This is a genomic window from Micromonospora sp. NPDC126480, assembly GCF_040302465.1.
Classification (GTDB): domain Bacteria; phylum Actinomycetota; class Actinomycetes; order Mycobacteriales; family Micromonosporaceae; genus Micromonospora.
Genome location: NZ_JBEORU010000038.1, coordinates 38,123 through 59,740 on the forward strand (window position 1 = coordinate 38,123; position 21,618 = coordinate 59,740).

The 21,618-nt window shown below is 73.9% G+C and carries 19 protein-coding genes; 10 read left to right on the forward strand and 9 right to left on the reverse strand.

All coding sequences use genetic code 11. The features are described 5' to 3' along the window. Nucleotides 1-32 precede the first annotated feature (32 nt). On the reverse strand, nt 33-1,415 hold the full coding sequence (locus ABTW87_RS27040; RefSeq protein WP_350653905.1) for a cellulase family glycosylhydrolase: 1,383 nt from the start codon (nt 1,413-1,415) through the stop codon (nt 33-35). Nucleotides 1,416-1,643: 228 nt separating this feature from the next. Between ABTW87_RS27040 and ABTW87_RS27045 the strand changes: the two genes are divergently transcribed. Both ABTW87_RS27045 and ABTW87_RS27050 read left to right on the forward strand, forming a co-directional pair. Beyond that, on the forward strand, nt 1,644-2,606 hold the full coding sequence (locus ABTW87_RS27045) for a TIGR03557 family F420-dependent LLM class oxidoreductase (protein ID WP_350653907.1): 963 nt from the start codon (nt 1,644-1,646) through the stop codon (nt 2,604-2,606). Then, a complete protein-coding gene (locus ABTW87_RS27050) occupies nt 2,603-3,460 on the forward strand; it encodes an alpha/beta fold hydrolase (protein WP_350653909.1) in 858 nt (285 codons plus the stop codon). The genes ABTW87_RS27045 and ABTW87_RS27050 overlap by 4 nt, the downstream gene beginning before the upstream one ends. A gap of 134 nt (nt 3,461-3,594) precedes the next feature. Here ABTW87_RS27050 and ABTW87_RS27055 read toward each other — a convergent pair whose 3' ends face one another. The 7 genes from ABTW87_RS27055 to ABTW87_RS27085 all read right to left on the reverse strand — a co-directional run bounded on the left by ABTW87_RS27055 (nt 3,595) and on the right by ABTW87_RS27085 (nt 10,019). After that, nucleotides 3,595-4,701: a hypothetical protein gene (locus tag ABTW87_RS27055; RefSeq protein WP_350653911.1), complete on the reverse strand. Its 1,107-nt coding sequence runs from the start codon at nt 4,699-4,701 to the stop codon at nt 3,595-3,597. Nucleotides 4,702-4,766: 65 nt separating this feature from the next. Further along, nucleotides 4,767-5,564 (reverse strand): endonuclease/exonuclease/phosphatase family protein, encoded by a 798-nt coding sequence (locus ABTW87_RS27060; RefSeq protein WP_350653913.1) that lies wholly within the window; start codon nt 5,562-5,564, stop codon nt 4,767-4,769. Between the two features lie 8 nt (nt 5,565-5,572). After that, the gene (locus ABTW87_RS27065; RefSeq protein ID WP_350653915.1) at nt 5,573-7,063 is read right to left on the reverse strand and encodes a phosphatase PAP2 family protein; all 1,491 of its coding nucleotides are present in this window, start codon (nt 7,061-7,063) and stop codon (nt 5,573-5,575) included. Between the two features lie 70 nt (nt 7,064-7,133). Then, nucleotides 7,134-8,135: a YihY/virulence factor BrkB family protein gene (locus ABTW87_RS27070; protein WP_350653917.1), complete on the reverse strand. Its 1,002-nt coding sequence runs from the start codon at nt 8,133-8,135 to the stop codon at nt 7,134-7,136. Next, nucleotides 8,128-9,114, reverse strand: coding sequence for a diacylglycerol/lipid kinase family protein (locus ABTW87_RS27075; RefSeq protein WP_350653919.1), 987 nt, complete (start codon nt 9,112-9,114; stop codon nt 8,128-8,130). Before ABTW87_RS27075 ends, ABTW87_RS27070 begins: the two co-directional genes overlap by 8 nt. Nucleotides 9,115-9,204: 90 nt before the next feature. Next, a complete protein-coding gene (locus tag ABTW87_RS27080) occupies nt 9,205-9,783 on the reverse strand; it encodes a Clp protease N-terminal domain-containing protein (RefSeq protein ID WP_350653920.1) in 579 nt (192 codons plus the stop codon). Continuing rightward, a complete protein-coding gene (locus ABTW87_RS27085) occupies nt 9,783-10,019 on the reverse strand; it encodes an HTH domain-containing protein (protein ID WP_155333268.1) in 237 nt (78 codons plus the stop codon). The genes ABTW87_RS27080 and ABTW87_RS27085 overlap by 1 nt, the downstream gene beginning before the upstream one ends. A 66-nt stretch (nt 10,020-10,085) precedes the next feature. Between ABTW87_RS27085 and ABTW87_RS27090 the strand changes: the two genes are divergently transcribed. From ABTW87_RS27090 to ABTW87_RS27115, 6 genes are all read left to right on the forward strand, one after another. Beyond that, on the forward strand, nt 10,086-10,886 hold the full coding sequence (locus ABTW87_RS27090; protein WP_350653922.1) for a PP2C family protein-serine/threonine phosphatase: 801 nt from the start codon (nt 10,086-10,088) through the stop codon (nt 10,884-10,886). A gap of 23 nt (nt 10,887-10,909) precedes the next feature. Further along, nucleotides 10,910-11,473 carry a TetR/AcrR family transcriptional regulator gene (locus tag ABTW87_RS27095; RefSeq protein WP_350653924.1) on the forward strand — a complete coding sequence of 188 codons (564 nt, stop codon included), beginning with the start codon at nt 10,910-10,912 and terminating at the stop codon, nt 11,471-11,473. Then, nucleotides 11,470-12,294: an oxidoreductase gene (locus ABTW87_RS27100; RefSeq protein ID WP_350653925.1), complete on the forward strand. Its 825-nt coding sequence runs from the start codon at nt 11,470-11,472 to the stop codon at nt 12,292-12,294. The genes ABTW87_RS27095 and ABTW87_RS27100 overlap by 4 nt, the downstream gene beginning before the upstream one ends. 90 nt (nt 12,295-12,384) lie before the next feature. Continuing rightward, nucleotides 12,385-13,224, forward strand: a complete 840-nt coding sequence (locus ABTW87_RS27105) for a universal stress protein (RefSeq protein WP_350653926.1) — start codon at nt 12,385-12,387, stop codon at nt 13,222-13,224. Between the two features lie 86 nt (nt 13,225-13,310). Further along, nucleotides 13,311-15,713 carry a phosphoketolase family protein gene (locus ABTW87_RS27110; protein ID WP_350653927.1) on the forward strand — a complete coding sequence of 801 codons (2,403 nt, stop codon included), beginning with the start codon at nt 13,311-13,313 and terminating at the stop codon, nt 15,711-15,713. Further along, complete coding sequence (locus tag ABTW87_RS27115) at nt 15,710-16,591, forward strand: universal stress protein (RefSeq protein ID WP_350653928.1); 882 nt, start codon at nt 15,710-15,712, stop codon at nt 16,589-16,591. The genes ABTW87_RS27110 and ABTW87_RS27115 overlap by 4 nt, the downstream gene beginning before the upstream one ends. Before the next feature lie 12 nt (nt 16,592-16,603). On the opposite strand, the gene ABTW87_RS27120 is transcribed toward ABTW87_RS27115, so the two are convergent. After that, the gene (locus ABTW87_RS27120) at nt 16,604-18,475 is read right to left on the reverse strand and encodes a heavy metal translocating P-type ATPase (protein WP_350653929.1); all 1,872 of its coding nucleotides are present in this window, start codon (nt 18,473-18,475) and stop codon (nt 16,604-16,606) included. 191 nt (nt 18,476-18,666) lie between these two features. Between ABTW87_RS27120 and ABTW87_RS27125 the strand changes: the two genes are divergently transcribed. Then, nucleotides 18,667-19,659, forward strand: a complete 993-nt coding sequence (locus ABTW87_RS27125; RefSeq protein WP_502891652.1) for an Acg family FMN-binding oxidoreductase — start codon at nt 18,667-18,669, stop codon at nt 19,657-19,659. A gap of 99 nt (nt 19,660-19,758) precedes the next feature. Beyond that, the gene (locus tag ABTW87_RS27130) at nt 19,759-21,429 is read left to right on the forward strand and encodes a sensor histidine kinase (protein WP_350653937.1); all 1,671 of its coding nucleotides are present in this window, start codon (nt 19,759-19,761) and stop codon (nt 21,427-21,429) included. Nucleotides 21,430-21,618: the final 189 nt, after the last annotated feature.

Genomic DNA, 21,618 nt, shown 5'->3' on the forward strand with positions numbered 1-21,618 from the left:
TGGGGCACCACAACTCCATGATCGGCGCTGGTTTAGGCGGCGGTGCAGGTCGGTGTGGGTGCGGTGTTGGTGTTGGTCCAGGTGCCGATGAAGCCGAAGCTGGTGTTGGCGCCGGCGCCCAGCCGGCCGTTCCAGTCGACGTTGCGGGCGGTGACCGTCGAGCCGCTGCTGGTCACCGACGCGTTCCAGGCCTGGTTGACGCTCTGGCCGTTGGCGAACGTCCAGCGCACCGTCCAGCCGGTGATCGCCGCTCCGCCGGCGGTCACCCGGACGTCACCCTGGAAACCGCCCGGCCACTGGTTGGTGATCGTGTACGTGGCCGTGCAGCCGCCCGGCGGAGGCGTGGTCGGCGGCGGGGTGGTCGGCGGCGGCGTGGTGGGCGGCGGGGTCGTCGGCGGCGGCGTGGTCGGCGGCGGGCTGGTCGGCGGGTTGCCGAAGATCGTCGCCTCCCGCGCGGTGGCCTTGATGCCGTTGGCGCCGTTGAACAGGCGCTGGCCCCACGTGCTCAGGTTGTTCGGGTCGAAGTTGATGACGAGGTCCAGGTACTCGACCCCGCCGCCGTTGCCGCTCCACGACCAGCCCAGCCAGCCGATGCCGTTGGCCTGGGTGTAGCTGAGGATGGCGTCCTCGTCGGGGTTGCCGTCGGAGTGGTTGTGGCCGAACTCGCCCACCACGATCGGCAGCCCGGCCGTGCGGAACCGGCCGAGGTAGTCGCTGATCTCGGCGGCGGTGTCGAACACGCCGTACATGTGGATCGAGAAGACGGTGTTGCGGTCCGGGTCGGCGGCGAAGACCGTCGACGCGTTGTCGCGCATCGTGAACGACCAGTCCTGACCCCAGTTCGGGGCGTCCACCATGATCGTGTGGTCGAAGTTGGCGTCGCGCAGCCGCTTGATCGCGTTCGACGTGTCGGTGGTCCAGGCGGCGTAGCCCTGGTTGCCGTGCGGCTCGTTGCCGATGTTGACGATCACGTACGCCTCCTGTCCACGCAGGACGTCGGCGATGCTGATCCAGTAGTCCACGGCCCGGTCGAGCGAGACCGCGCCGCTCTGCTCGCCGTACCCGGTGGTGTCGTGCACCTCCAGGACGCAGATCAGGCGGTTGGTCTTGCACAGCGAGATGACGTTCGCGACGTCGGCGGCGCTGTTGCGGGTCCACCGGTCGCCGCTGGACAGCACGACCCGTACGGTGTTCGCCCCGAGCGCCTTGATGTTGGCGAACGAACTGGTCTGGTGCGTGTACCAGGTGTGCGCGTGGTTGACCCCGCGCATGATGAACTCGTTGCCGTTGGCCTCGTACAGCTTGCCGTTGGCGACCGTGAACCCGGTCGCGGCCCGTGCCGGCTGCCCGAGCATCAGCACCGCGACGACCAGCGCGAGCAGCGCCGCGCCGGCGGCGGAGAGTCTTCTTGTCATGGCCTTCCTCACCGAGGGCCCCCGCTGCCCGGCGGGGGTGGGGACGTCACAGGGGAGGGCGGCTGCAGCCCGACAGCCGCCACCTGGCTCCCGGCGGCGTAGGAATCAGCGTAGGGCGATGGCTGCTCCAGCGCAATGAACCGGTTAAGGAACCGGCAACCGCAGGGTTGACCGACTCCGGCCGGGGTAACCCGGGAGGATCCGCCCGGGTGGGAACGAGGAGGCGCCATGGTGAACGTCGGCTACACGCTCATGGGCGAGCAGGCCGGACCGAAACAGCTCGTCGACTACGCGGTGCGCGCCGAGGCGGCCGGCTTCGACCACCTGGTCGTCTCCGACCACTACTACCCGTGGCTCGACTCCCAGGGCCACTCCCCGTACGCCTGGTCGGTGCTCGGCGCGGTCGCCCACGCCACCTCGCGGGCCGAGCTGATGTCGTTCGTCACCTGCCCGATCCGGCGCTACCACCCGGCGGTGGTGGCGCAGAAGGCGAGCACCGTCGGCGCGCTCTCCGACGGGCGGTTCACCCTGGGGCTGGGCGCGGGCGAGAACCTCAACGAGCACGTCGTGGGCGGCTGGCCGCACGTGCAGCAGCGGCACGAGATGTTCGAGGAGGCGCTCCAGATCATCCGGCCCCTGCTGAACGGGGAGACGCTCACCTTCTCCGGCAACCACTACGACGTGCCCGACGCGTACGTGTGGGACCGGCCGGACCGCCCGGTGCCGATGGCCGTCGCCGCCTCCGGCCGCCAGTCGGCCACCCTCGCCGCCGAGTACGCCGACGGCGTCGTCGCCACCGAGCCAGACCCGCACCTCATCCAGATGTACGACGACGCGGGCGGCGTCGGGCGGCCCCGGTACGGTCAGGTCGCCATCTGCTACGGCCCGGACGAGGCCGAATGCCGCAAGATCGTGCACGACCAGTTCCGCTGGTTCGGGCTCGGCTGGAAGGTGAACGCCGAGCTGCCCGGCCCCGACTCCTTCGCCGCCGCCACCCAGTTCGTGCGCGAGGAGGACGTGGCACAGGGCGTCAGCTGCGGCCCGGACGTGGACCGGCACGTCGAGGCATTCAAGAAGTTCGTCGACGCCGGCTTCAGCCACGTCGCGCTCGTGCAGGTCGGCGGCGAGAGCCAGCCGATGTTCCTGGAGTGGGCGCAGGAGCAGCTGCTGCCGCGCCTGCGGGAGCTGTGAGGCCCTCGCCGCTGCGGCGGCCCCGCCCGACCGCGCCCGGCCGGTTCGGTCCGGCCGAGCTGCGCCTCGCGCTCGCGGCACCCCGGCCGGCCGCCGGGCTCACCAGCGAGTGGCGGCTCGTCGACGGCCTGCGGACGCACACCCGCCGCGGCGCCGACCCGGGCGCCGGGGCGCCGCCGGTGGTCCTCGTGCACGGGCTGGCCGTCTCCCACCGCTACCTCACGCCGCTGGCGGTGGCGCTCGCCGACACGCACCCCGTGTACGTGCCGGACCTGCCCGGTTTCGGCCTGAGCGAGCGCCCCGCGACGGCGTACGGCGTGGCCCGGCTCGCCGACCATCTGGCGGCCTGGCTGGCCGCGTACCGGCTGCCGCCGGCCTGCCTGCTCGGCCACTCCTTCGGCGCGGAGGTCGTCGCGTCGCTCGCCGCCCGCCACCCCGAGGCGGTCCGCGCGGTCGTCCTGGTCGGACCGACAAGCGACCCGGCGGCGCGTTCCCGGCGCGGCCAGTTCGGCCGCTTCCTGGTGGACACCGTGCGGGAGGCGAAGCTCCAGGCGCCCATCCTGCTGCGCGACGTGCGGGACGCCCGCCCCTGGCGGGTGTACGCCACGCTGACACACTCGGTGCGCAACACGGTCGAGTCGGACCTGGTGCGGATCGCCGCGCCGACTCTGGTGGTCACCGGCTCGCGGGACCCGGTCGCGCCGGCGGGCTGGCGGTCGCAGGCCGCTCGGCTCGTCCCCGGTGCCCGGGACCTGGTGGTGCCCGGCGCCGCGCACAACGTCGCCACCACCGCGCCGGAGCAGGTCGCCGACGCCGTCCGATTCCTACTGGCCCCTACCCTGACGAACAGGTGACTCGCATGCGCATCGGCAACACGGAGATCCGGCCGGCCGGCGGCGGCCTCGGCTGCCTGTTGATGATCCTCTTTTCGATCGTCGCCTCGATCGTGCTGACCGTGCTGCTCAACCTGGCGCTCTGACGCCAGGGGTCAACCGGCGAGTTGCGGGAATGCCGTCCGCACGTCGGCGAGCAGTGCTGGAAAGCCGTCCCCGTGGGTGACCGCCGCGGCGAACAGCGCGTCCAGGGCCGCCTGCAGGGAGTCCGGCTCCGCCGCGGCGAACAGTGCGGGCACGGCCGCGTGCTGCTGCGACACGTGCTCATGACGACCGTCGTACGAGCGCACGGTGGTGATCGGCACCGTGTCCAGGTAGGGCCAGACACCGATCAGATCATCGAAGGGCGGTGGCAGCGGCCGACCGTCGCGCAGCGCCGCCAGCGCCGGGGCCGTCCAGGGTAGGTCGGCGAGACCGGCGGCGGCGTACGCCTTCCCGGCCGCCCACCGGGCCACTGCCCGCTGCCTCCTCTCGTCCGCTTCGGCCAGCGCGAACACCAGCTCCAGGTCGAGCTTCTCCATGCCGCGCACGTTGCCCTGCACGTGGCGCAGCCGGTCGTTGGGCACCCGGTCACCCCAGCGCCGCCGGTCCGCGGCCGCCCGCAACTGCGCCTCCCGCCGTTGCTGCTCCAGCACCCTCTGCCGGGCCTTCTCCGCGACCTCCTCCGGGGTCGGCGGGGGCGGAAGTGCGACCGCCCACCGGTGCCAGTACGCGGCCTGAGCCGTGGTCTGCCGCACCACCCGGTCGGCCGTGGGCGGTGCCGGCCACAGCTGCAGCAGGTAGCTGTCCCACGGTGGTTCACCGTCCGCCGGCATACCACCCTGATGCCCCTCGGCCATGCCCCGGGCGCAGTACCGGACGCGGTAGTCGCCGGCCGGGACGTCGAGCGGGTGCCCGCGACCACCCCACTCCTCCAGGCTCACGTCGCCGTGTGCGGTGAACGGCACCTCGACGGCCTCCTCCCACCCGCCGTCCAGGGGCGGCTCGTGGCGGTGGAGCTCGATCGTGAAGGCGACGCGGCCGGTGTGCGTACCGGTGATCAGGAACAGCCCGCCGGGCAGGCTCGCTCCGCACAAGCCGTTGACCTGCCTGCGGAACCAGTCCGCCATCTCACCCGTCGAGTGGTCGTCGCCACGGCTCAGCAGATAAATCTGCCCATAGTGGACCCAGACCTCGTGGTCGAGCAGCACTTCGACAGGCATCGACCCTCCAACGCTCGGCCGCCTCGGGAGAGCCTGCCACCGGCGTACGACAGCCGCTGCCCCGGTCAGGCGGGGTCCAGGTCGAGGTCGGCGGCGACCGGATAGTGGTCGGAGGCGTGCTCGGCGTCGCCGCCCCGCAGCACGCGCACCTGCCGGGTCAGCCGGGCCACCGCCGGCGTACCGAGCAGGTAGTCCAGGCGCATCGGCGCGAACTCCGCACCGCCGTGCCGGGTCGGCACCGTCCACCCGTCCGGTTCCGGTCCCCCGTCATGCCGCGCGAGGTCGACCAGGCCCGCGTCCAGCAGCCGGCCGACCGCGCGGGTGTCGACGGTCCGGCCGTCGCGCCGCAGGTGCCGGCGCCGGTACAGCTCCGGCAGGCCGGCCAACCGCTCGGCGTGGTCGGCGGCCGGGTCGAGGGTGTTCAGGTCACCGGCGACCAGCGCCAACTCGCCGCCGGTCCGGCGCAGGGCAGCCGCCAGCCAGTCCGCCTCCATCAGCCGCCGCCCGCCCGAGTACGGGTTCAGGTGCGTGCCGAGCAGCGCCAGCGGCCCGGCGGACGTGGCCACCCGGACCCGGACGGCGGCGTGGTGGAACGGGCGGCGCAGCGGACCGGCGGCGAGCACCCGCAGCGGCGGTCGGACCAGCACCGCCACCGGCTGCCCGAACCACGACCGCGCCAGGTGCCCGCGCATCCCCAGCCGGTCGGCGACGCCGGCCAGCACCTGGTCGTCGAAGCCCCGCAGCTCCTGCAACGCCAGGACGTCCGGCCGCAGGCCGTCGAGGACCCGGAGGATCAGCTCCCGGCGATCGTGGCCGGAGTCCCGGCCGCCGGTCCGGATGTTCCAGGTCGCCACCCGCAGCATGCGGCCGGTCAGTCCACCCGGCCGGCCTTGGCCAGCTCGTCGTCCAGGGTGCCCACGTCCTCCGACTCGATCGCGGGCTGGTTGCCTTCGCGCAGGTCCTCGTTCGGGCGGACCACCCAGTAGAGCAGCCCGACCCAGAGCGTGCACAGGATGATCGCGCCCATGAAGTCGGTCGGGTGGTGCATCCCCCGGTACATGCGGGAGACCGCCACCAGGACCGGCATCACCACGGCGAGGGCCACGAACACCCAGCGCCACCAGCGGTCCGTACGCGGGAAGAGGATGATCGCGATGGCGACCCAGACGCACAGGGTGGCCGCGATGTGGCCGGACGGGAACGACGACGTCGGCATCGGCCCGTCCAGGTTGCCCACCGGCGGCCGGGGGCGGTCCACCGCGGCGGCGGAGGCGAGGAACAGGGTCAGCTCACCGAACATGGTGAGCGCGACGAACAGCACCGGGCGCCACCGCCGCCAGACCGCCAGCACCAGGGGGCAGAAGACCAGCGAGATCAGCAGGATCGCGTGGGTGTCGCCGAGCTTGCTCCACCACCAGGAGATGTCGTCCCGTACCGGAGTGCGCTGCTCCGCGAACCAGCGCGGCACGTCGGTGTCCAGAGCGGCGAAGAACGTCCCCCCGGCGTAGTAGCTGACGAACATCCCGAAGCCGTAGAGGGCCCCCAGCACCAGCACCCAGCCGACGAGCACCTCGAACACGGCGGCCCGGGGATGCGGCAGCAGGTGCGTCTCGTCGGGCGCCGGCGCCACGTCGTGCGCGGCCTCCGGCTCCAGACCCTCGGTCAGCGCCGGCACCGGCCGGCCGCGCTCCAGCCGCCACAGGCGGAAGGCGTACGCGGTGACACCCAGCCACGCGGCGCCGAGCAGCCAGGCGCCGAGCACGTCGGAGACGAAGTGCACGCCCAGCGCGATCCGGGTCAGCCCGATCAGGAAGACGATCGTGGCGACCAGGCCGATCGCCGGCTTGCGCCAGCGGGGCGCCATGGCCGGGAGGAAGACCAGCAGCAGGGCACCGTACGCGACGAACGAGCCGAGCGCGTGACCGGAGGGGAAGCTCTGCCCGGCGTACGTGCCGATCGGCACGTCCACCTCGGGACGCAGCCGGTCGACAAGCGTCTTGAGCGCCGGGTCCAGGATGAGCGCGCCGGTACCGGTGACGATGAGGAACACCGCCAGCCGGCCCTGCCGGCGGATCAGCAGCCCGACCACGGCCACCGAGATCAGCCAGATCAGCACCGCGCGCCCGCCCAGGTCGGTGAGCGCGTTGAGCACCGTGACCAGCGGCCCGTACGGCGACACGAGGTCGTTGAGCCAGGCGGCGATGCCATGGTCGACGTCGTACAGCGGGGTCCACCGGACCCGGACCAGCACCAGCAGCAGGCCGAAGCCGACGCCGGTGCCGAGCACGAGCGCCAAGCCGGCAAGTGTCCGCTCGGTGAAGTGCCCCAGGGGTCGGCGCAACACATCGATGACCGCGCTCACGGCAGCCTCCCTCTCCGCTCCTGGCGTGCCGCAATACCCGATCGGCGCTCGGCCTACACCGGACGGCGAGCTACAGGGCGGTCATCTCGCCGGTGTCGTGCACCTCCAGGCGGGCGGCCTCGGGCTCCCACAGGTCCGGCTGGGCGGGCTCCTGGACGCCGATCCGCACCGCCTCCAGCTGGGCGGCGAAGGCCAGCCCGCCGAACAGCGCCATGCCGGTGAGGTTGGCCCACAGCAGCAGCGCCATGATGCCGGTCAGCGCCCCGTACGTCTGGTTGAAGTCGTCGCTCCAGGCCACGTACGCCGCGAGCAGCAGGCTGGTGGTCCACCACAGCGCGGTGGCGATCCCGGCGCCGAAGAAGAGCCAGGAGAGGCCGGGCTGGTTGCGGCGCGGCGCGTGCCGGAAGAGCACGGCGACGGCCAGGACGACCAGTGCGAGGCTCAACGGCCAGCGCACCACGCCCCACGCGCCGTGCGCGACGTCGCCCCATGCGTAGTGCCGCCGCACCGAGTCGCCGATCGCCCCACCGGAGACCAGGATGAGGAACCCGACAAGCGCGGGCAGGCCGGCGGTGAGGGCCAGGACCGCGGCCCGCACGTACTTCCACAGCGCCGGCCGGTCCCGCTCGACACCGTAGATGCGGTTCGCGCCCCGCTCGATCTGCGCCATCGTCATGGTCAACGCGACCAGACCGGTGAGCAGGCCGAGGGTCAGCGCCAGCTCGCCCACGTCCTCGGTGCGCTCGCCCTCCCCGAGCAGCTCGCCCACCACCTCGTCGCTGGCACCGGGCGAGAGCGCCAGCACGGTGTCGGCGACGACCTCGCCGCCCTCCTCGACGCCCAGCTCGGAGATCAGCCCGGTCAGCGCGATCAGGAACGGCACCACCGCGAGGCAGAGCTGCAACGCGAAGGCCCGGGAGTGGCTGAAGCCGTCGCCGTAGCGGAACCGGATGAACGCGTCCCGCAGCAGGTGCCAGCCGCCCTCCCGGCGCAGTGTGTGCCAGGCGTCGTCGGCGGACAGCTCCTCGTCGGCCATCAGCCGGGTCTCCGGCACGATACGGGTGCTACTCACGGTGCGCCTCCTCGATGAGCCGCTCGCCGCGCTCGGCGGCCGCCTCGGCGTCCACCGCCAGGTCGGGCGCGCGCTCCGGCTGCGGCACGCACAGCCACAGCGCCCGCCGCCGGATCTCCGCCTTGAGCGTGCGGCCCGGTTCGATCAGGTCACCGTCCAGCTCGCGCGGCTGCGGGCGGTCGCTGGTGATCTCCACCCGCCGGCCGCGGAACACCTCCATCCGCGGCACCCGCTCGCGCCGCCGCAGCACCGCCCAGCCCAGCTCGATCCAGTGCCGCAGCGTACGCGGGGTGAGCACGGCGACGTCGAGGTAGCCGTCGTCGGGCTCGGCGTCGGTGAGCAGGCGTACGCCGCCCTGGAGGCGGCCGACGTTGGCGACCAGCACGGACCGGGCGCGCCGACGGACCGGCTGCTGGTCGTCGATCCGGATGGCGACGCGCATCGGCCGGTCCCGCAGGTGCCGGGCGGCACCCATGACGTACGCGGGCCAGCCGATCCGCCGCTTCGTGGTCTCCGAGGTGTCGGCGAGCATCTGCGCGTCGAAGCCCATGCCGGCCATCACCGTGAAGTAGTGCTCCTCGACCTGGCCGACGTCGAGCAGGCGCCGGCCGCGCTCGACCGCCACCTCCAGGCCGGCGGCGAGGTCGTTGGAGAGACCCAGGTTGGCCGCGAGCAGGTTGCCGGTGCCCTGCGGCAGCACGGCGAGGGCCACCTCGGTGCCGACGAGCCCGCTGACGCAGGACATCACCGTGCCGTCGCCGCCGCAGGCGAAGAGCACGTCCACGCCGGCCTTGACGGCCTCCTCGGTCTGGCCGCGCCCCGGGTCGTCGACCGTGGTCTCGAACCAGAGCGGTTCCGGCCAGCCGGCGGCGGCCAGGGCGTCGTCCACGGTCCGGCGCAGCTCGTCCAGGTCGGCCACCTTCGCCGGGTTCACCACCACGGCCGACCGCAGCCCGCCGCCGTCCTCTCCACCGTTCACGGCGCCAGTGTGCAGTACGGCGGCGGCTTCAGCGAGTCCACGGAAACCGGCCGTCGGCTGTGCCACAGACAGGTTTCGGCCCGGGGCGGGTCACGCGGCGGCGCGGAGGGCCGTTTCGACGCGGCGGCGCAGGTCGGCCAGGTCCACGCCGGCCTCGGTGAGCACCAGGGCGCCGAGGCCGTTCCCCTCCCGGAGGAGGCCGAGCAGGATGTGCTCGGTGCCGATGTGCCGGTGGCGCAGTCGCAGCGCCTCGCGCAGCGCCAGTTCGAGCACCTTCTTGGCGCGGGGCGAGAACGGGCCGCCCGCGTACCGTCGCCGGCCCCAGCGGCGGCGCGGCGCCGGCACGGCCTCGCGGAGCGCGTCCGGACCGAAGGTCTCCTCGATCCGCGCGACGATGGCGGCCAGGTCGATGCCGATCTCGCGCAGCGCCGCCGCGTCGGCGTCGGCCAGGCCGGTGCCGGCGTGCTCGGTGTGGCGGCGGATGCGCGCGCGGAGGTCGTCGCCGCTCACGCCCGCCTCCCGCAGCACGCGCACGGCGAGGCTGTCGCCGTCGGCGAGCAGCGCGAGCAGCAGGTGCTCGGTGCCGACCGGCCGTTGCCCCTCGGTGGACGCCTCGTTGCGGGCCTGCTTGACCACGCTGCGGGCCCGGTCGGTGAACCGCTCGAACATCACGCCTCCCAGGATCGGTCGACCGCCGGTCGCCCGGCGTGCTTCTTGTGGACCGCCTGCCGGCTGACCTCGAGCGCGTCGGCGATCTCCTGCCAGGACCAGCCCTGCCGGCGGGCGTTGTCGACCTGGACCACCTCGAGCCGCTCGAGCAGCCGGCGCAGCGCGCGGACGGCGCGCAGCCCGACCCGGGGGTCGGTGCTGCTGGCGGCCGCCGCGAGTTCTGTCGCCTGACTCATGGTGTCAACTTACGTTGACGATGCGGACCCGTCAACCCCAGTTGACAGCCTGCTAGGGTCCGGCGCATGCGCCGTGACCCGACCGTCGCCCGGCCGGCCGTCGGTGACCTCCGGCTGGAGCTGGCCGGCGACACCGTGGTCGGTGACCGGTACCCGGCGAACTTCGACGTCGTCCACGTCGACCCCGACCTGCCGCTCGCCGTGGTGGCCGACGGGATGGGCTCCGGCGAGGGGAGCCGGCGGGCCGGGACGACCGCCGTGCGGACCCTCGTCGACCGGATCCGGGCCGCCTGGCCCGGGGTCGACGCCCGCCGGTTGCGCGCCGCCGTGGCCGAGGTCCAGTCCGCCGTACGCGCCGCCGGCGCCGACCTCGCCGGCCTGACCGGGTGCACCCTCACGGCCCTGCTCGCCGAGCCGGACGGCGACCAGGGCTGGCTGGTGCAGCTCGGCGACTCGCGGGCGTACCGGCTGCGCGACGGGCTGCTCGAACTGCTCACCGTCGACCACACGGCCGCCTGGCTCGGCGTGGTCCACGGCTGGTACGCGGCCGACTCCCCCGCCGCCGCCCGGGCCCGCTACCAGCTCACCCGGTACGCGGGCCACCCCGACCAACCGGAAGCCGACCTGCTCGCGGTGACGCTGCGTCCCGGCGACACCTGGCTGCTCTGCACCGACGGCGTCAGCGACCAGCTCGACTACCACCGGATCCGGGAACTGCTGAGCGGCCCCGACCCGGCAACCGCCGTCCGCGGCCTGCTCGACGCCACCCTGACCGCCGGCGGCGCCGACAACGCCACCGCCGTGCTCCTGCGGGTGCACGGACGGGCCCCCTCCTGGCGAGTGACCATCGTTACTTTGACGACCTGACGTTTCATGCAAAGATTGTCAGCATGTCGAACGATCGGCTGGACGCCATCCTCGCGGCTGCGTACGAATGCTTCACCCGGCACGGGATGCGCCGCACGACGATGGACGACATCGCGGCCGCCGCCGGGATGTCCCGACCCGCGGTGTATCAGTACGTCCGCAACAAGGACGACGCGTACCGGCGTCTCGCCGAGCGGCTCTTCGCCCGCTCCCTCTCCGACGCGCACAGCGCCGCGGCGGACCCCACCACACCGCTCACCGAGCGGCTCGTCGCGGTGCTCGGCGCCAAGCTGGAGCTCACCCTCACCCTGCACCGGGACAGCCGGCACGCCGCCGAACTGCTCGACGAGAGCACGAAGCTGACCGGCGACCTGGTGGCGGCGTACACCCGGGAGTTGACCGACGTGGTGGCCGACGCGCTCGCCGGGCCCGCCGGCACGCGGGCCCGCGGGGTGGCCGACGTGATGGTCGCGCTCACCCGCGGCCTGGAGGCCGACCTCACCGACCCCGACCTGCCCCGGCGGCGGCTGCGCGACGGCGTCGCGTTGATCGTCGCCGGCCTGGACACCCCTGGAGACCCCGCATGACCACCGTTCTCGTCACCGGCACCTCGTCCGGAATCGGCCGGGCCACCGTCCGGCGCCTCGCCCGGCGCCCCGAGCTGACCGTCTACGCCACCGCCCGGAAGGTGTCGGCGATCGCCGACCTGGCCGAGACCGGCGCCCGGCTGCTTCCGCTCGACGTCACCGACGAGGCGTCGATGGCCGCCGCCGTCGCCGCGGTCGAGGCCGAGCACGGGCAGGTCGACGTGCTTGTCAACAACGCCGGCTACGGCGAGTACGGCCCGATCGAGGAGACCCCGATGGACCGGGTGCGGGCGCAGTTCGAGACGAACGTGTTCGGCCTGAGCCGGCTCACCCAACTGGTGCTGCCCGGGATGCGCCGGGCCGGCCGGGGCCGGATCGTCAACGTCAGCTCGATGGGCGGCCGGATCGTGTTCCCGGGCGGCGGCTACTACCACGCGAGCAAGTACGCCGTGGAGGCGATCTCCGACGCGCTGCGCCAGGAGGTGCGGCCGTTCGGCATCGACGTGGCGATCGTCGAGCCGGGCCTGATCCGTACCGGCTTCGGGGCCGTCGCCGCCGAGTCGCTGGGCAGGGAGGCCGACCCGTCCGGACCGTACCGGAGGATGGTGGCCGCGGTGGACGTGACGATGGCGCGGTCGTACCAGAACAGGCTGCTGGCCGCGACCCCCGACACGGTGGCCCGGGTGATCGAGCGCGCGGTGACCGCCCGTAGGCCGCGCACCCGCTACCTGGTCACGGCGGCGGCGTGGGCGATGGTGCACAGTCGGCGGCTGTTCGGCGCCCGCGTCTTCGACGCGATCAATCGTCGCCAGTTCCGTTGACCCGCCCGCGGGTGCGCTGATCCCGCCCCGCCGCGCTGCCACCCGGACTAGCCTCGGAACAGGGCGCGACGCCTGCGGAGGTGATGCCCGATGGCCGCAGCCACCGACGCGCCGGTGCTCGCCGGTATCGGCTCGGAACGCAATCTGACACTGGTCCGGCTGGCCGCGCGGGAGGCCGCCACCCACGAGCGACCGCTGCGCCTGCTGCACGCCTTCGACTGGGCCACCGCTCTGGCGGCACCCTCCGTCGTCGGCCCGCACGACGCCGCGGAGGAACTCCTCGCCCGGGCCACCGAGATCGCCAAGGACGTCGACGAGACGCTGCCGGTCAGCGGCGAGATCACCGAGGGCCCGGTGGTGGAGATGCTGGTCCGCCGGTCGGACGCGGCGTTCCTGGTGGCGATCGGCGACGGCGGGATGAGCACCGACTCCGGCTGGGTCCCCGCCGACGCGGTCGCGGTGCAGGTCGCCGCCCGCGCCGGCTGCCCGGTGCTGGTGGGTCGCCGGGACCCGCCGCCGGAGGGCCCGGTGCTGGTCGGCGTGGACGGCTCGGACGGCTCCCGGCGAGCACTGGAGTGGGCGTTCGACTGCGCCGCCCGACGCGCGGCGCGGCTGGTCGCCGTCCGCGTGGTCGAGCCGGGCGGGAACGACGACCCCGCGGTGCTCGGTGACATCGCGGCCGCCGCCGGGCGGCGGCACCCGTCGGTGGCCGTCGAGTGCCACACCATCCGCGGCGACCCCGGGCTGGTCCTCGTCGAGCAGTCCAGGTCCACGCAGGTGACCGTGGTGGCGGCGCGCGGCCACCGTCCCGGCCGGGGAATGCTCGGGTCGGTGTGCCAGAAGGTGCTCTACCGCGCCTCGGCGCCGGTGATCGTGGTTCGAGGGATCGACGCGGCGGAAGACCCCGGAGGCAGGGACCAAGGACCCTGATCGAGAACGGTCGTTTCGGCCAGGCTGAGGACGGAAACGCTCCGTCCGGATGCGCCACCAACCGACCCGCGAGAGGCTCAGGCAGTATGGACACCGCAACCGCCCTGCACAGCCCCCTGACCGAAGACGAGCTGCGCCGGCTGGACGCGTACTGGCGTGCGGCGAACTACCTCACCGTCGGGCAGATCTACCTGCTGGGCAATCCGCTGCTCCGCGAACCGCTGGCCGCGGAGCACGTGAAGCCCCGCCTGCTCGGGCACTGGGGCACCAGCCCCGGCCTCAACCTGCTGTACGCGCACCTCAACCGGGTCATCGTCGCCCGCGACCTGAACGCCATGTTCATCACCGGTCCCGGCCACGGTGGACCCGCCATCGTGGCGAACACCTGGCTGGAGGGCACGTGGAGTGAGCGCTACCACGGCACCGGCCGGGACGAGGCCGGCATGGCCCGGCTCTTCCGCCAGTTCTCGTTCCCCGGCGGCATCCCCAGCCACGTGGCGGCGGAGGTGCCGGGTTCGATCCACGAGGGCGGCGAGCTGGGGTACGCGCTCAGCCACGCGTACGGCGCCGCGTTCGACAACCCGGACCTGCTGGTCGCGTGCGTGATCGGCGACGGCGAGGCGGAGACCGGGCCGCTTGCCGGCAGTTGGCTGTCGAACGTGTTCCTCAACCCGGCCCGCGACGGCGCGGTGCTGCCCATCCTGCACCTTAACGGCTACAAGATCGCCAACCCGACGGTGCTGGACCGGATCCCCGAGTCCGACCTGCTGGAGATGATGCGCGGGTTCGGCTACCAGCCGTACGTGGTGGCCGGCGACGACCCGGCGACCGTCCACCAGGCGCTCGCCGCGACCCTGGACCGGGCGCTGGACGAGATCGCCGCGATCCAGCGGAAGGCCCGCTCCGGCGGTCCGGTCGAGCGCCCGCGCTGGCCGATGATCGTCCTCCGTACGCCGAAGGGCTGGACCGGCCCGCGCGACGTCGACGGCAAGCAGGTGGAGGGGACGTACCGGTCGCACCAGGTGCCCCTGTCGCAGGTGCGCACCAACCCGCAGCACCTGGCCGAGCTGGAGCACTGGCTGCGCAGCTACCGGCCGGAGGAGCTGTTCGACGCCACCGGGGCGCCGGTCTCCGAACTCCTTGCCCTGCCGCCGAAGGGTGACCGCCGGATGAGCGCCAACCCGGTCACCAACGGCGGGCTGGTGCTGCGCGACCTGACGCTGCCCGACTTCCGCGAGTACGCCGTCGACGTCCCCCGGCCCGGCGCGACGGTGACCGGGGCGACCGGCGAGCTGGGCAAGTGGGTACGCGACGTGATCGCCGCTAACCCCGAGACGTTCCGGCTGTTCGGGCCGGACGAGGTCGCCTCGAACCGGCTCGGCGCCGCGTTCGAGGTCACCGACCGGGTCTGGATGGCCGGCACCGTGCCGGGCGACGACCACCTCTCCCCGGACGGTCGGGTCATGGAGGTGCTCTCCGAGCAACTGTGCCAGGGCTGGCTGGAGGGGTACCTGCTGACCGGCCGGCACGGCATCTTCACCAGCTACGAGGCGTTCATCCACATCGTCGACTCGATGGTCAACCAGCACGCCAAGTGGCTGAAGGTGACCCGGGGAATCCCCTGGCGGCAGCCGGTCGCATCGCTCAACTACCTGCTCTCCAGCCACGTGTGGCGGCAGGACCACAACGGCTTCTCGCACCAGGACCCGGGCTTCATCGACCATGTGATGAACAAGAAGGCCGAGGTGGTGCGGGTCTACCTGCCGCCGGACGGGAACACGTTGCTGTCCACCATGGACCACTGCCTGCGCAGCCGGCACTACGTCAACGTGGTGGTCGCCGGCAAGCAGCCGGCGCCGAACTGGCTGTCGATGGACGAAGCGATCATGCACTGCCGCCGCGGCATCGGCATCTGGGACTGGGCCAGCAGCGACGGCGGCGAGGAGCCGGAGGTGGTGCTCGCCTGCGCCGGTGACGTGCCGACCCTGGAGACCCTCGCGGCGGCCGACCTGCTGCGCCGGCACCTGCCCGAGCTGAAGGTGCGGGTGGTCAACGTGGTCGACCTGATGCGCCTCCAGCCGCCCAGCGAGCACCCGCACGGGCTGGCGGACAAGGAGTTCGACACGATCTTCACCGCGGACAAGCCGATCATCTTCGCGTACCACGGCTATCCGTGGCTGATCCACCGCCTGACCTACCGCCGCACCAACCACGAGAACCTGCACGTACGCGGCTACAAGGAGGAGGGCACCACCACCACGCCGTTCGACATGGTGATGCTCAACGACCTGGACCGGTTCCACCTGGTCATCGACGTGATCGACCGGGTGCCCGGGCTGGCCGCACGGGCGGCGCACCTGCGGCAGGAGATGGTCGACGCCCGCCAGTCGTGCCGCGACTACACCCGCGAACACGGCGAGGACGACCCGCGCGTCGCCGAGTGGCGGTGGATCCGGGAGACCGACCCCCAGGTCCGGGGCCAGCAGTGACCGACGGTGAGAGGAGCGGCGAGGAGATCCTGGTCGGCTACGACGGCTCCCCGGACGCCATGCGAGCGCGGGACTGGGCGCTGGACGAGGCTGAGCGCAGCGGACGGCCGGTGCGGCTCGCGTACGTCTTCGAGTGGTTGACCGTGACCGGCTGGGTCGGGCCCGGCGTGGCGCCCGGCGTCTGGCCCGACGAGGCGGCCCGGCAGCAGGTTCAGGAACTGGTCCGGCGGGCGGCGGCCGACGCCGCCCGCCCCGGGCTCACCGTCACCGGCGAGGTGCTCGACGGTCCGCCCGCCCTGATCCTGCAGGAGCGGTCGGCGCGGGCCGGCCTGCTGGTGCTCGGTACCCGCGGCCACGGCGGCTTCGGTGGCCTGCTGGCCGGCTCGACCGCGGTGTCGGTGGCAGCGCACGCCCACTGCCCGGTCGTGGTCGTCCGGGGTGACGACGACAGCCGGGCCCGCGCCGGGCACGTCGCGGTCGGCGTGGACGGTTCCGAGCAGTCGCTGCTGGCCCTGGGCTTCGCGTTCGAGCAGGCCGCCGCCCGGAAGGTGCCGCTGCACGTGCTCCGCGCCTGGCACCTGCCGCCGGGCCAGCGCCCACCGTCCGACCCGGACAGCCGGGCGGCGACCCGGACCGACCGCGCGGAGCTGGACGAGCCGCTCTCCCGGTGGCAGCGCACGTTCCCCGACGTCGACGTGACGGTCGAGGTCGCCGAGGGCAGTCCGGCCGCGCTGCTGGTGGCGGCGAGCCGCAACGCCCAGCTCGTCGTCGTCGGCACCCGCGGCCGGGGCGGGCTGGCGGGGATGCTGCTCGGCTCGGTCAGCCAGCAGCTCCTGCACCACTCGCACTGCCCGGTGGCGGTGATCCGCGAACGCTGACCCGCGCCGCCCTCAGCGTGGTTTGAGGAGGGCGCGCAGGGCGTTGAGGATCACCAGGACGTCGATGCCCTCCTGAAGGAACGCGCCGCCGACCGGGGGCAGCCGCCCGATCGCGGCCACGAACATGGCAAGCACCGCGAGCCCCATGCCGACCGTCGCGCTCTGCACCGCGATACGGCGCGCGTACCGGGCGATCTCCACGGCATCGGCCAGCCGCCCCAGCTCGTCCACGGTGAGCACCGCGTCGGCGACGTCCGCCGACGCGGTCGCCCCGGTGGCGCCCATCGCCACGCCGACGTGCGCGGTCGCCAGGGCGGGGGCGTCGTTCACCCCGTCGCCGACCATCACCGTCACCGCACGGTCCACCTCGGCACGCACCCGGTCGACCTTCTCGGCGGGCGTGCACCGGGCGACCACGTCGTCCACGCCGACGGCACGCGCCACCCGCTCGGCGGTCTCCCGACGGTCCCCGGTGACCATGACGATCCGGCGCAGCCCCGCCGCCCGCAGCCGCTCGACGGTGCGCGGGGCATCGGGACGTACCGGATCATCCAGCAGGATCGCGCCGAGCGGCCCGGCCTCGCCGCCGACCCACACCACCGACCGGCCGGCGCCCTCGGCGCGGGCCCGGGCCGACTCCGCCCACTCCGGCAGCGGGCCGTCGACCTGACCCACCCGAACCTCCCGGCCGTCCACCCGCCCGCGGACGCCGCGGCCCGGCTCCTCGGTGACGCCGACCGGCTCGGCGAGGGCCAGCCCCCGCCCCCGGGCCTCCTCCACCAGGGCGCGGGCCAGCACGTGCGGGGAGAGCTGCTCCACCGAGGCGGCGAGCCGCAGCACCTCGTCCCCGGTGACATCCGGCGCGGTCACCGTCTCGGCCGCCCGCGGCCGGCCGGCGGTGAGCGTCCCGGTCTTGTCCACCAGCAGGGTGTGGGCACGGCCGAGCAGTTCGAGGGAGCCGCCGTCGCGGACCAGGACGCCGTGCCGCGCCGAGCGGGACAGACCGGAGACGATCGCGATGGGCGTGGCCAGCAGGAGCGGGCACGGCGTGGCCACCACCAGCACCGCCACCGCCCGGACGACGTCGCCGGAGACCAGCCAGCCCAGACCGGCGAGGACCAGGGTGAACGGAACGAAGGCGACGGCGTACCGGTCGGCCAGCCGCACCGTCGGGGCCTTCCGCGCGGTGGCCTCGCGCGCCAGCCGGACGATCCCCGCGTACGTGCTGGCGGCCGCGTCCCGGGTCGCGCGCATCCCGAACGCGGCACCCGCGTTGAGCACGCCGCTCGCGACCAGGTCCCCCGCCGGGCGCTGGGCCAGCCGCGACTCACCGGTCACCACCGACTCGTCGAGCGTGGCCGCCTCGTCGAGCCGCCCGTCGACCGGCACCACGTCGCCGGGGCCGACGAGCAGTACGTCCCCGACCGCGACCCGGTCCATCGGCACCACCTCGATGGTCCCGTCCGGAGCCCGCCGGCGGGCGGTACGCGGGGCGCGGGCCAGCAGCGCGCGCAGGTCGCGGGTCGCCCGGCCCTGGGCGTACGCCTCCAGCGCCCGGCCGGTCGCCACCATCACCGCGATCACCGCCCCGGCCAGGTACTCCCGGACACCGAGGGAACCGGCCAGGGCGAGGACGGCGATGACGTCCACGCCGTACCGGCGGTGCCGCAGGTCGCGCACCATCGACACGACCGCCGGCACCAGCGCCGTCACGGTGGCGGCCACCCACAGCAGGTCGCCGACTCCGGGCCGCCCGGCGAGCCGGGCCGCCGCGCCCGCCAGGACCAGCGCGGTCAGCCCGAGCAGCGGCGCCCACAGCAGCAGCCGGCGGCCCTGCTCGACCCGCGCCGGCTGCTCGGGTACGCACTCCCGTGGCTCCCCCACATGCGGATCGTCCCAGGGCACCGGGCGCGGCGTGCACCGCACCGGGCAACCGGCCGGGTCGAAGGACCCGGCGCGGCCGGGACCTGCGCACCGTGCGACGGCCCGGCGGAAGGCGCACGATGGAGCGGCAACCCGGCCCGGGGCGCCGCCCGGGTGCGGCACGATGGGCTCGAGACGGAAAGGTCGTGAGGATGAGCCAGGAGACGGACCGCCCGCTGCCCACGGCGCTCGCGGAGGCCGCCGCGACCGCCGGTCACGCGCCCTCGGTGCACAACACCCAGCCGTGGCGGTGGCGGGTGCTGCCCGACGCCCTGGAGCTGCGGGTCGCCCGGGACCGGCAGCTCGCGGCCACCGACCCGGAGGGTCGGCTGCTCGCCATCAGCTGCGGGACCGCGCTGCACCACGCCCGGGTGGCGCTGACCGCCGAGGGTTGGCGGGCCGCCGTCGCGCGGATGCCCGACGCCGGCGACCCGGAGCTCGTGGCACGGCTCACCAGCCTGACCCACGTCGGGGCGGACCCGGAGGCGATGCGTCTGGTGCAGTGCATGCAGGTCCGGCACACCGACCGGCGGCCGGTCAGCGACGAGCCGGTCCCCACCGACGCGCTCAGCGAGATCACCAAGGCCGTCACCGCCGAGGGCGTCCAGCTGCAGCTGCTCGACCGGGACCAGGTGCTGGAGCTGGCGGCGGCCGCGTCGCACGCCGCCGCCATCGAGTCGGAGGACCCGCAGCTACGCGAGGAGCTGACGTACTGGACCAGCCGGGCCGGTGGGGCCGGTCTGCCGCCGGACGTGCTGCCGGAGTCGGCCCCGGAGACCACCGTGCCGGGCCGCGACTTCGGCCGCCCCGGCACCCTGCCGGTCGGGCCCGGTCACGACCGCGCGGCCGACTACGCGCTGCTGTACGGCGACGAGGACGAGCCGGTCGACTGGCTGCGCGCCGGTGAGGCGCTGTCCGCCGGCTGGCTGACCGCGACCCGGCTCGGCGTCTCCGTGGTGCCGCTGAGCGGCGTGGTGGAGGTGCCGGGCACCCGCCAGGCACTGCGCGGGCTGCTGGCCGGCATGGGTCACCCGTACCTGGTGCTCCGCCTCGGTATCGCGGACCCGGCGCACGCGGGCCCGCCGCGCACCCCGCGGCTGGCCGTGGAGCAGGTGGTCGACACCTCCGCGGTGCGCGGCTCCTGACGGGGTGTGCCGGCGCCGCCACCCGGGCGATAGCATCGGGCGGTGGCAGGCACGGCACCGAACCCCCGCAACGAACCGCACGCGACCCCGTCGCTCGGGTTGACCCCGCTGTCCCGGGTCCGGCTCGACGAGCTGTTGCAGGAGATGCTGGACCGGGTCGGCGAGGTGGTCACCAGCCGCGAGCGGCTGCGGGCCCTGCTCGACGCGGTGGTCGGCATCGGCAGCGACCTCGACCTGCGCAGCACGTTGCAGCGCATCGTCGAGGCGGCCTGCGAGCTGGTCGGCGCGCGCTACGGCGCCCTCGGCGTCATCGGCCGGGACCGGACGTTGCACGACTTCATCACCCACGGCATCGACGCGGAGCTGCACGCCAAGATCGGCGACCTGCCGCACGGCCGGGGCGTCCTCGGCCTGCTCATCGACGAGCCGCGCCCGGTGCGGATGCCCGACATCACCCAGCACCCCAAGTCGTACGGCTTCCCGCCGCACCATCCGCCGATGCACACCTTCCTCGGCGTGCCGGTACGCATCCGCGACCAGGTCTTCGGCAACCTCTACCTCGCCGAGAAGAAGGGCGCCCACGAGTTCACCGAGGACGACGAGGAGATCGTGGTGGCGCTCGCCGCCGCGGCCGGCGTGGCGATCGAGAACGCCCGCCTCTACGAGCTCGCCCACCGGCGCGAACGCTGGCTCGCCGCCACCGCGGAGATCACGTCGCTGCTGCTCGGCGAGGTCCGCCGCACCGACGCGCTCTCGCTCGTCGCGCGGCGGGCGCGGGAGGTCGCCCAGGCCGAACTGGCGCTTGTGCTGCTGTACGACCCCGAGGCCGAACACTTCACCGTCGAGGTCGTCGACGGCGCCGGTGACCAGGCCGGCGCGCTGGTGGGCGCCGTCCTGCCCGCGGCCGAGACGAGCTTCGCCGCCGCCGTGACCGACGGCCACCACGACGAGGTGGCCGACCTGGCGCACGCCGCGCCCTGGCCGGCTCTGCTGCACACCGGCCCGGCCGTACTGTCCCCGCTGGCCACCGCCGACGTCCTGCACGGCGTGCTGGTGGTGGCGCACGGCGCCGACCACGACGGCACCAGCGAGGACGACCTGGCGCTGCTGGGCAGCTTCGCCGGGCAGGCCGCGCTGGCCATGGAACGGGCCCGGGGTCAGGAGGAGCGCGAGCTGCTGGTCGTCCTGGAGGACCGCGAGCGCATCGCCCGTGACCTGCACGACGTGGTGATCCAGCGACTGTTCGCCACCGGCCTGCAACTGCAGAGCGCGGTGCCGATGAGCGCGCGGCCCGAGCTGGCCAAGCGGATCAACGCCGCCGTCGACGACCTCGACGCCACGATCAAGGACATCCGTCGCACCATCTTCGAGCTGCGGACACCGATGAGCGCGGCGCTGCGTACGGAGATCCGGGAGGCGGTCGAGGTCGCCGCCGAGTCGCTGGGCTTCCGGCCCACCCTGGAGCTGGTGGGCCCGGTCGACAGCGCCGTCCCGGAAGAGGTCCGGCCGGACCTCACCGCCGTGCTACGGGAGGCGCTGTCCAACGCCGTACGCCACGCGCAGGCCCACCACGTCGGCGTCGCCGTCCGGGTGGACGCCGGTCAGGTCACGGTGACGGTGACCGACGACGGGATCGGCTGCGACCCGGCGGCGGCCCGGGGCGGCCTGGTCAACCTGCGCGAGCGCGCCGAACGGCACGGCGGCACCTTCGAGGTACAGGCGGTGAGCCCGCACGGCACCCGCCTGCACTGGTGCGTGCCGCTGGGCTGACGGCCCGCGCCACCACGCCACCACGCCGCCGCGCCCGGGTGCCGCCCCGCACCCCCGCGCTGCCGCCCGCACGTCATGATCGTGCTGAAAGGCGGAAGTCAACACCGTTGCGTTTAGCGCCGTGACCGGGAGGCAAGCCCTTTTTCGAAGGTTGTGATGTCGGCGTGGAAGCTGTAGGTCTGTGTGGTT

Coding starts and splice junctions, on each gene's coding strand:
- ABTW87_RS27110 (WP_350653927.1), top strand. CDS start 13,311: ATGGACACCGCAACCGCCCTGCACAGCCCCCTGACCGAAGACGAGCTG.
- ABTW87_RS27080 (WP_350653920.1), bottom strand. CDS start 9,783: ATGTTCGAGCGGTTCACCGACCGGGCCCGCAGCGTGGTCAAGCAGGCC.
- ABTW87_RS27060 (WP_350653913.1), bottom strand. CDS start 5,564: ATGCTGCGGGTGGCGACCTGGAACATCCGGACCGGCGGCCGGGACTCC.
- ABTW87_RS27040 (WP_350653905.1), bottom strand. CDS start 1,415: ATGACAAGAAGACTCTCCGCCGCCGGCGCGGCGCTGCTCGCGCTGGTC.
- ABTW87_RS27045 (WP_350653907.1), top strand. CDS start 1,644: ATGGTGAACGTCGGCTACACGCTCATGGGCGAGCAGGCCGGACCGAAA.
- ABTW87_RS27125 (WP_502891652.1), top strand. CDS start 18,667: ATGAGCCAGGAGACGGACCGCCCGCTGCCCACGGCGCTCGCGGAGGCC.
- ABTW87_RS27055 (WP_350653911.1), bottom strand. CDS start 4,701: ATGCCTGTCGAAGTGCTGCTCGACCACGAGGTCTGGGTCCACTATGGG.
- ABTW87_RS27100 (WP_350653925.1), top strand. CDS start 11,470: ATGACCACCGTTCTCGTCACCGGCACCTCGTCCGGAATCGGCCGGGCC.
- ABTW87_RS27095 (WP_350653924.1), top strand. CDS start 10,910: ATGTCGAACGATCGGCTGGACGCCATCCTCGCGGCTGCGTACGAATGC.
- ABTW87_RS27085 (WP_155333268.1), bottom strand. CDS start 10,019: ATGAGTCAGGCGACAGAACTCGCGGCGGCCGCCAGCAGCACCGACCCC.
- ABTW87_RS27090 (WP_350653922.1), top strand. CDS start 10,086: ATGCGCCGTGACCCGACCGTCGCCCGGCCGGCCGTCGGTGACCTCCGG.
- ABTW87_RS27105 (WP_350653926.1), top strand. CDS start 12,385: ATGGCCGCAGCCACCGACGCGCCGGTGCTCGCCGGTATCGGCTCGGAA.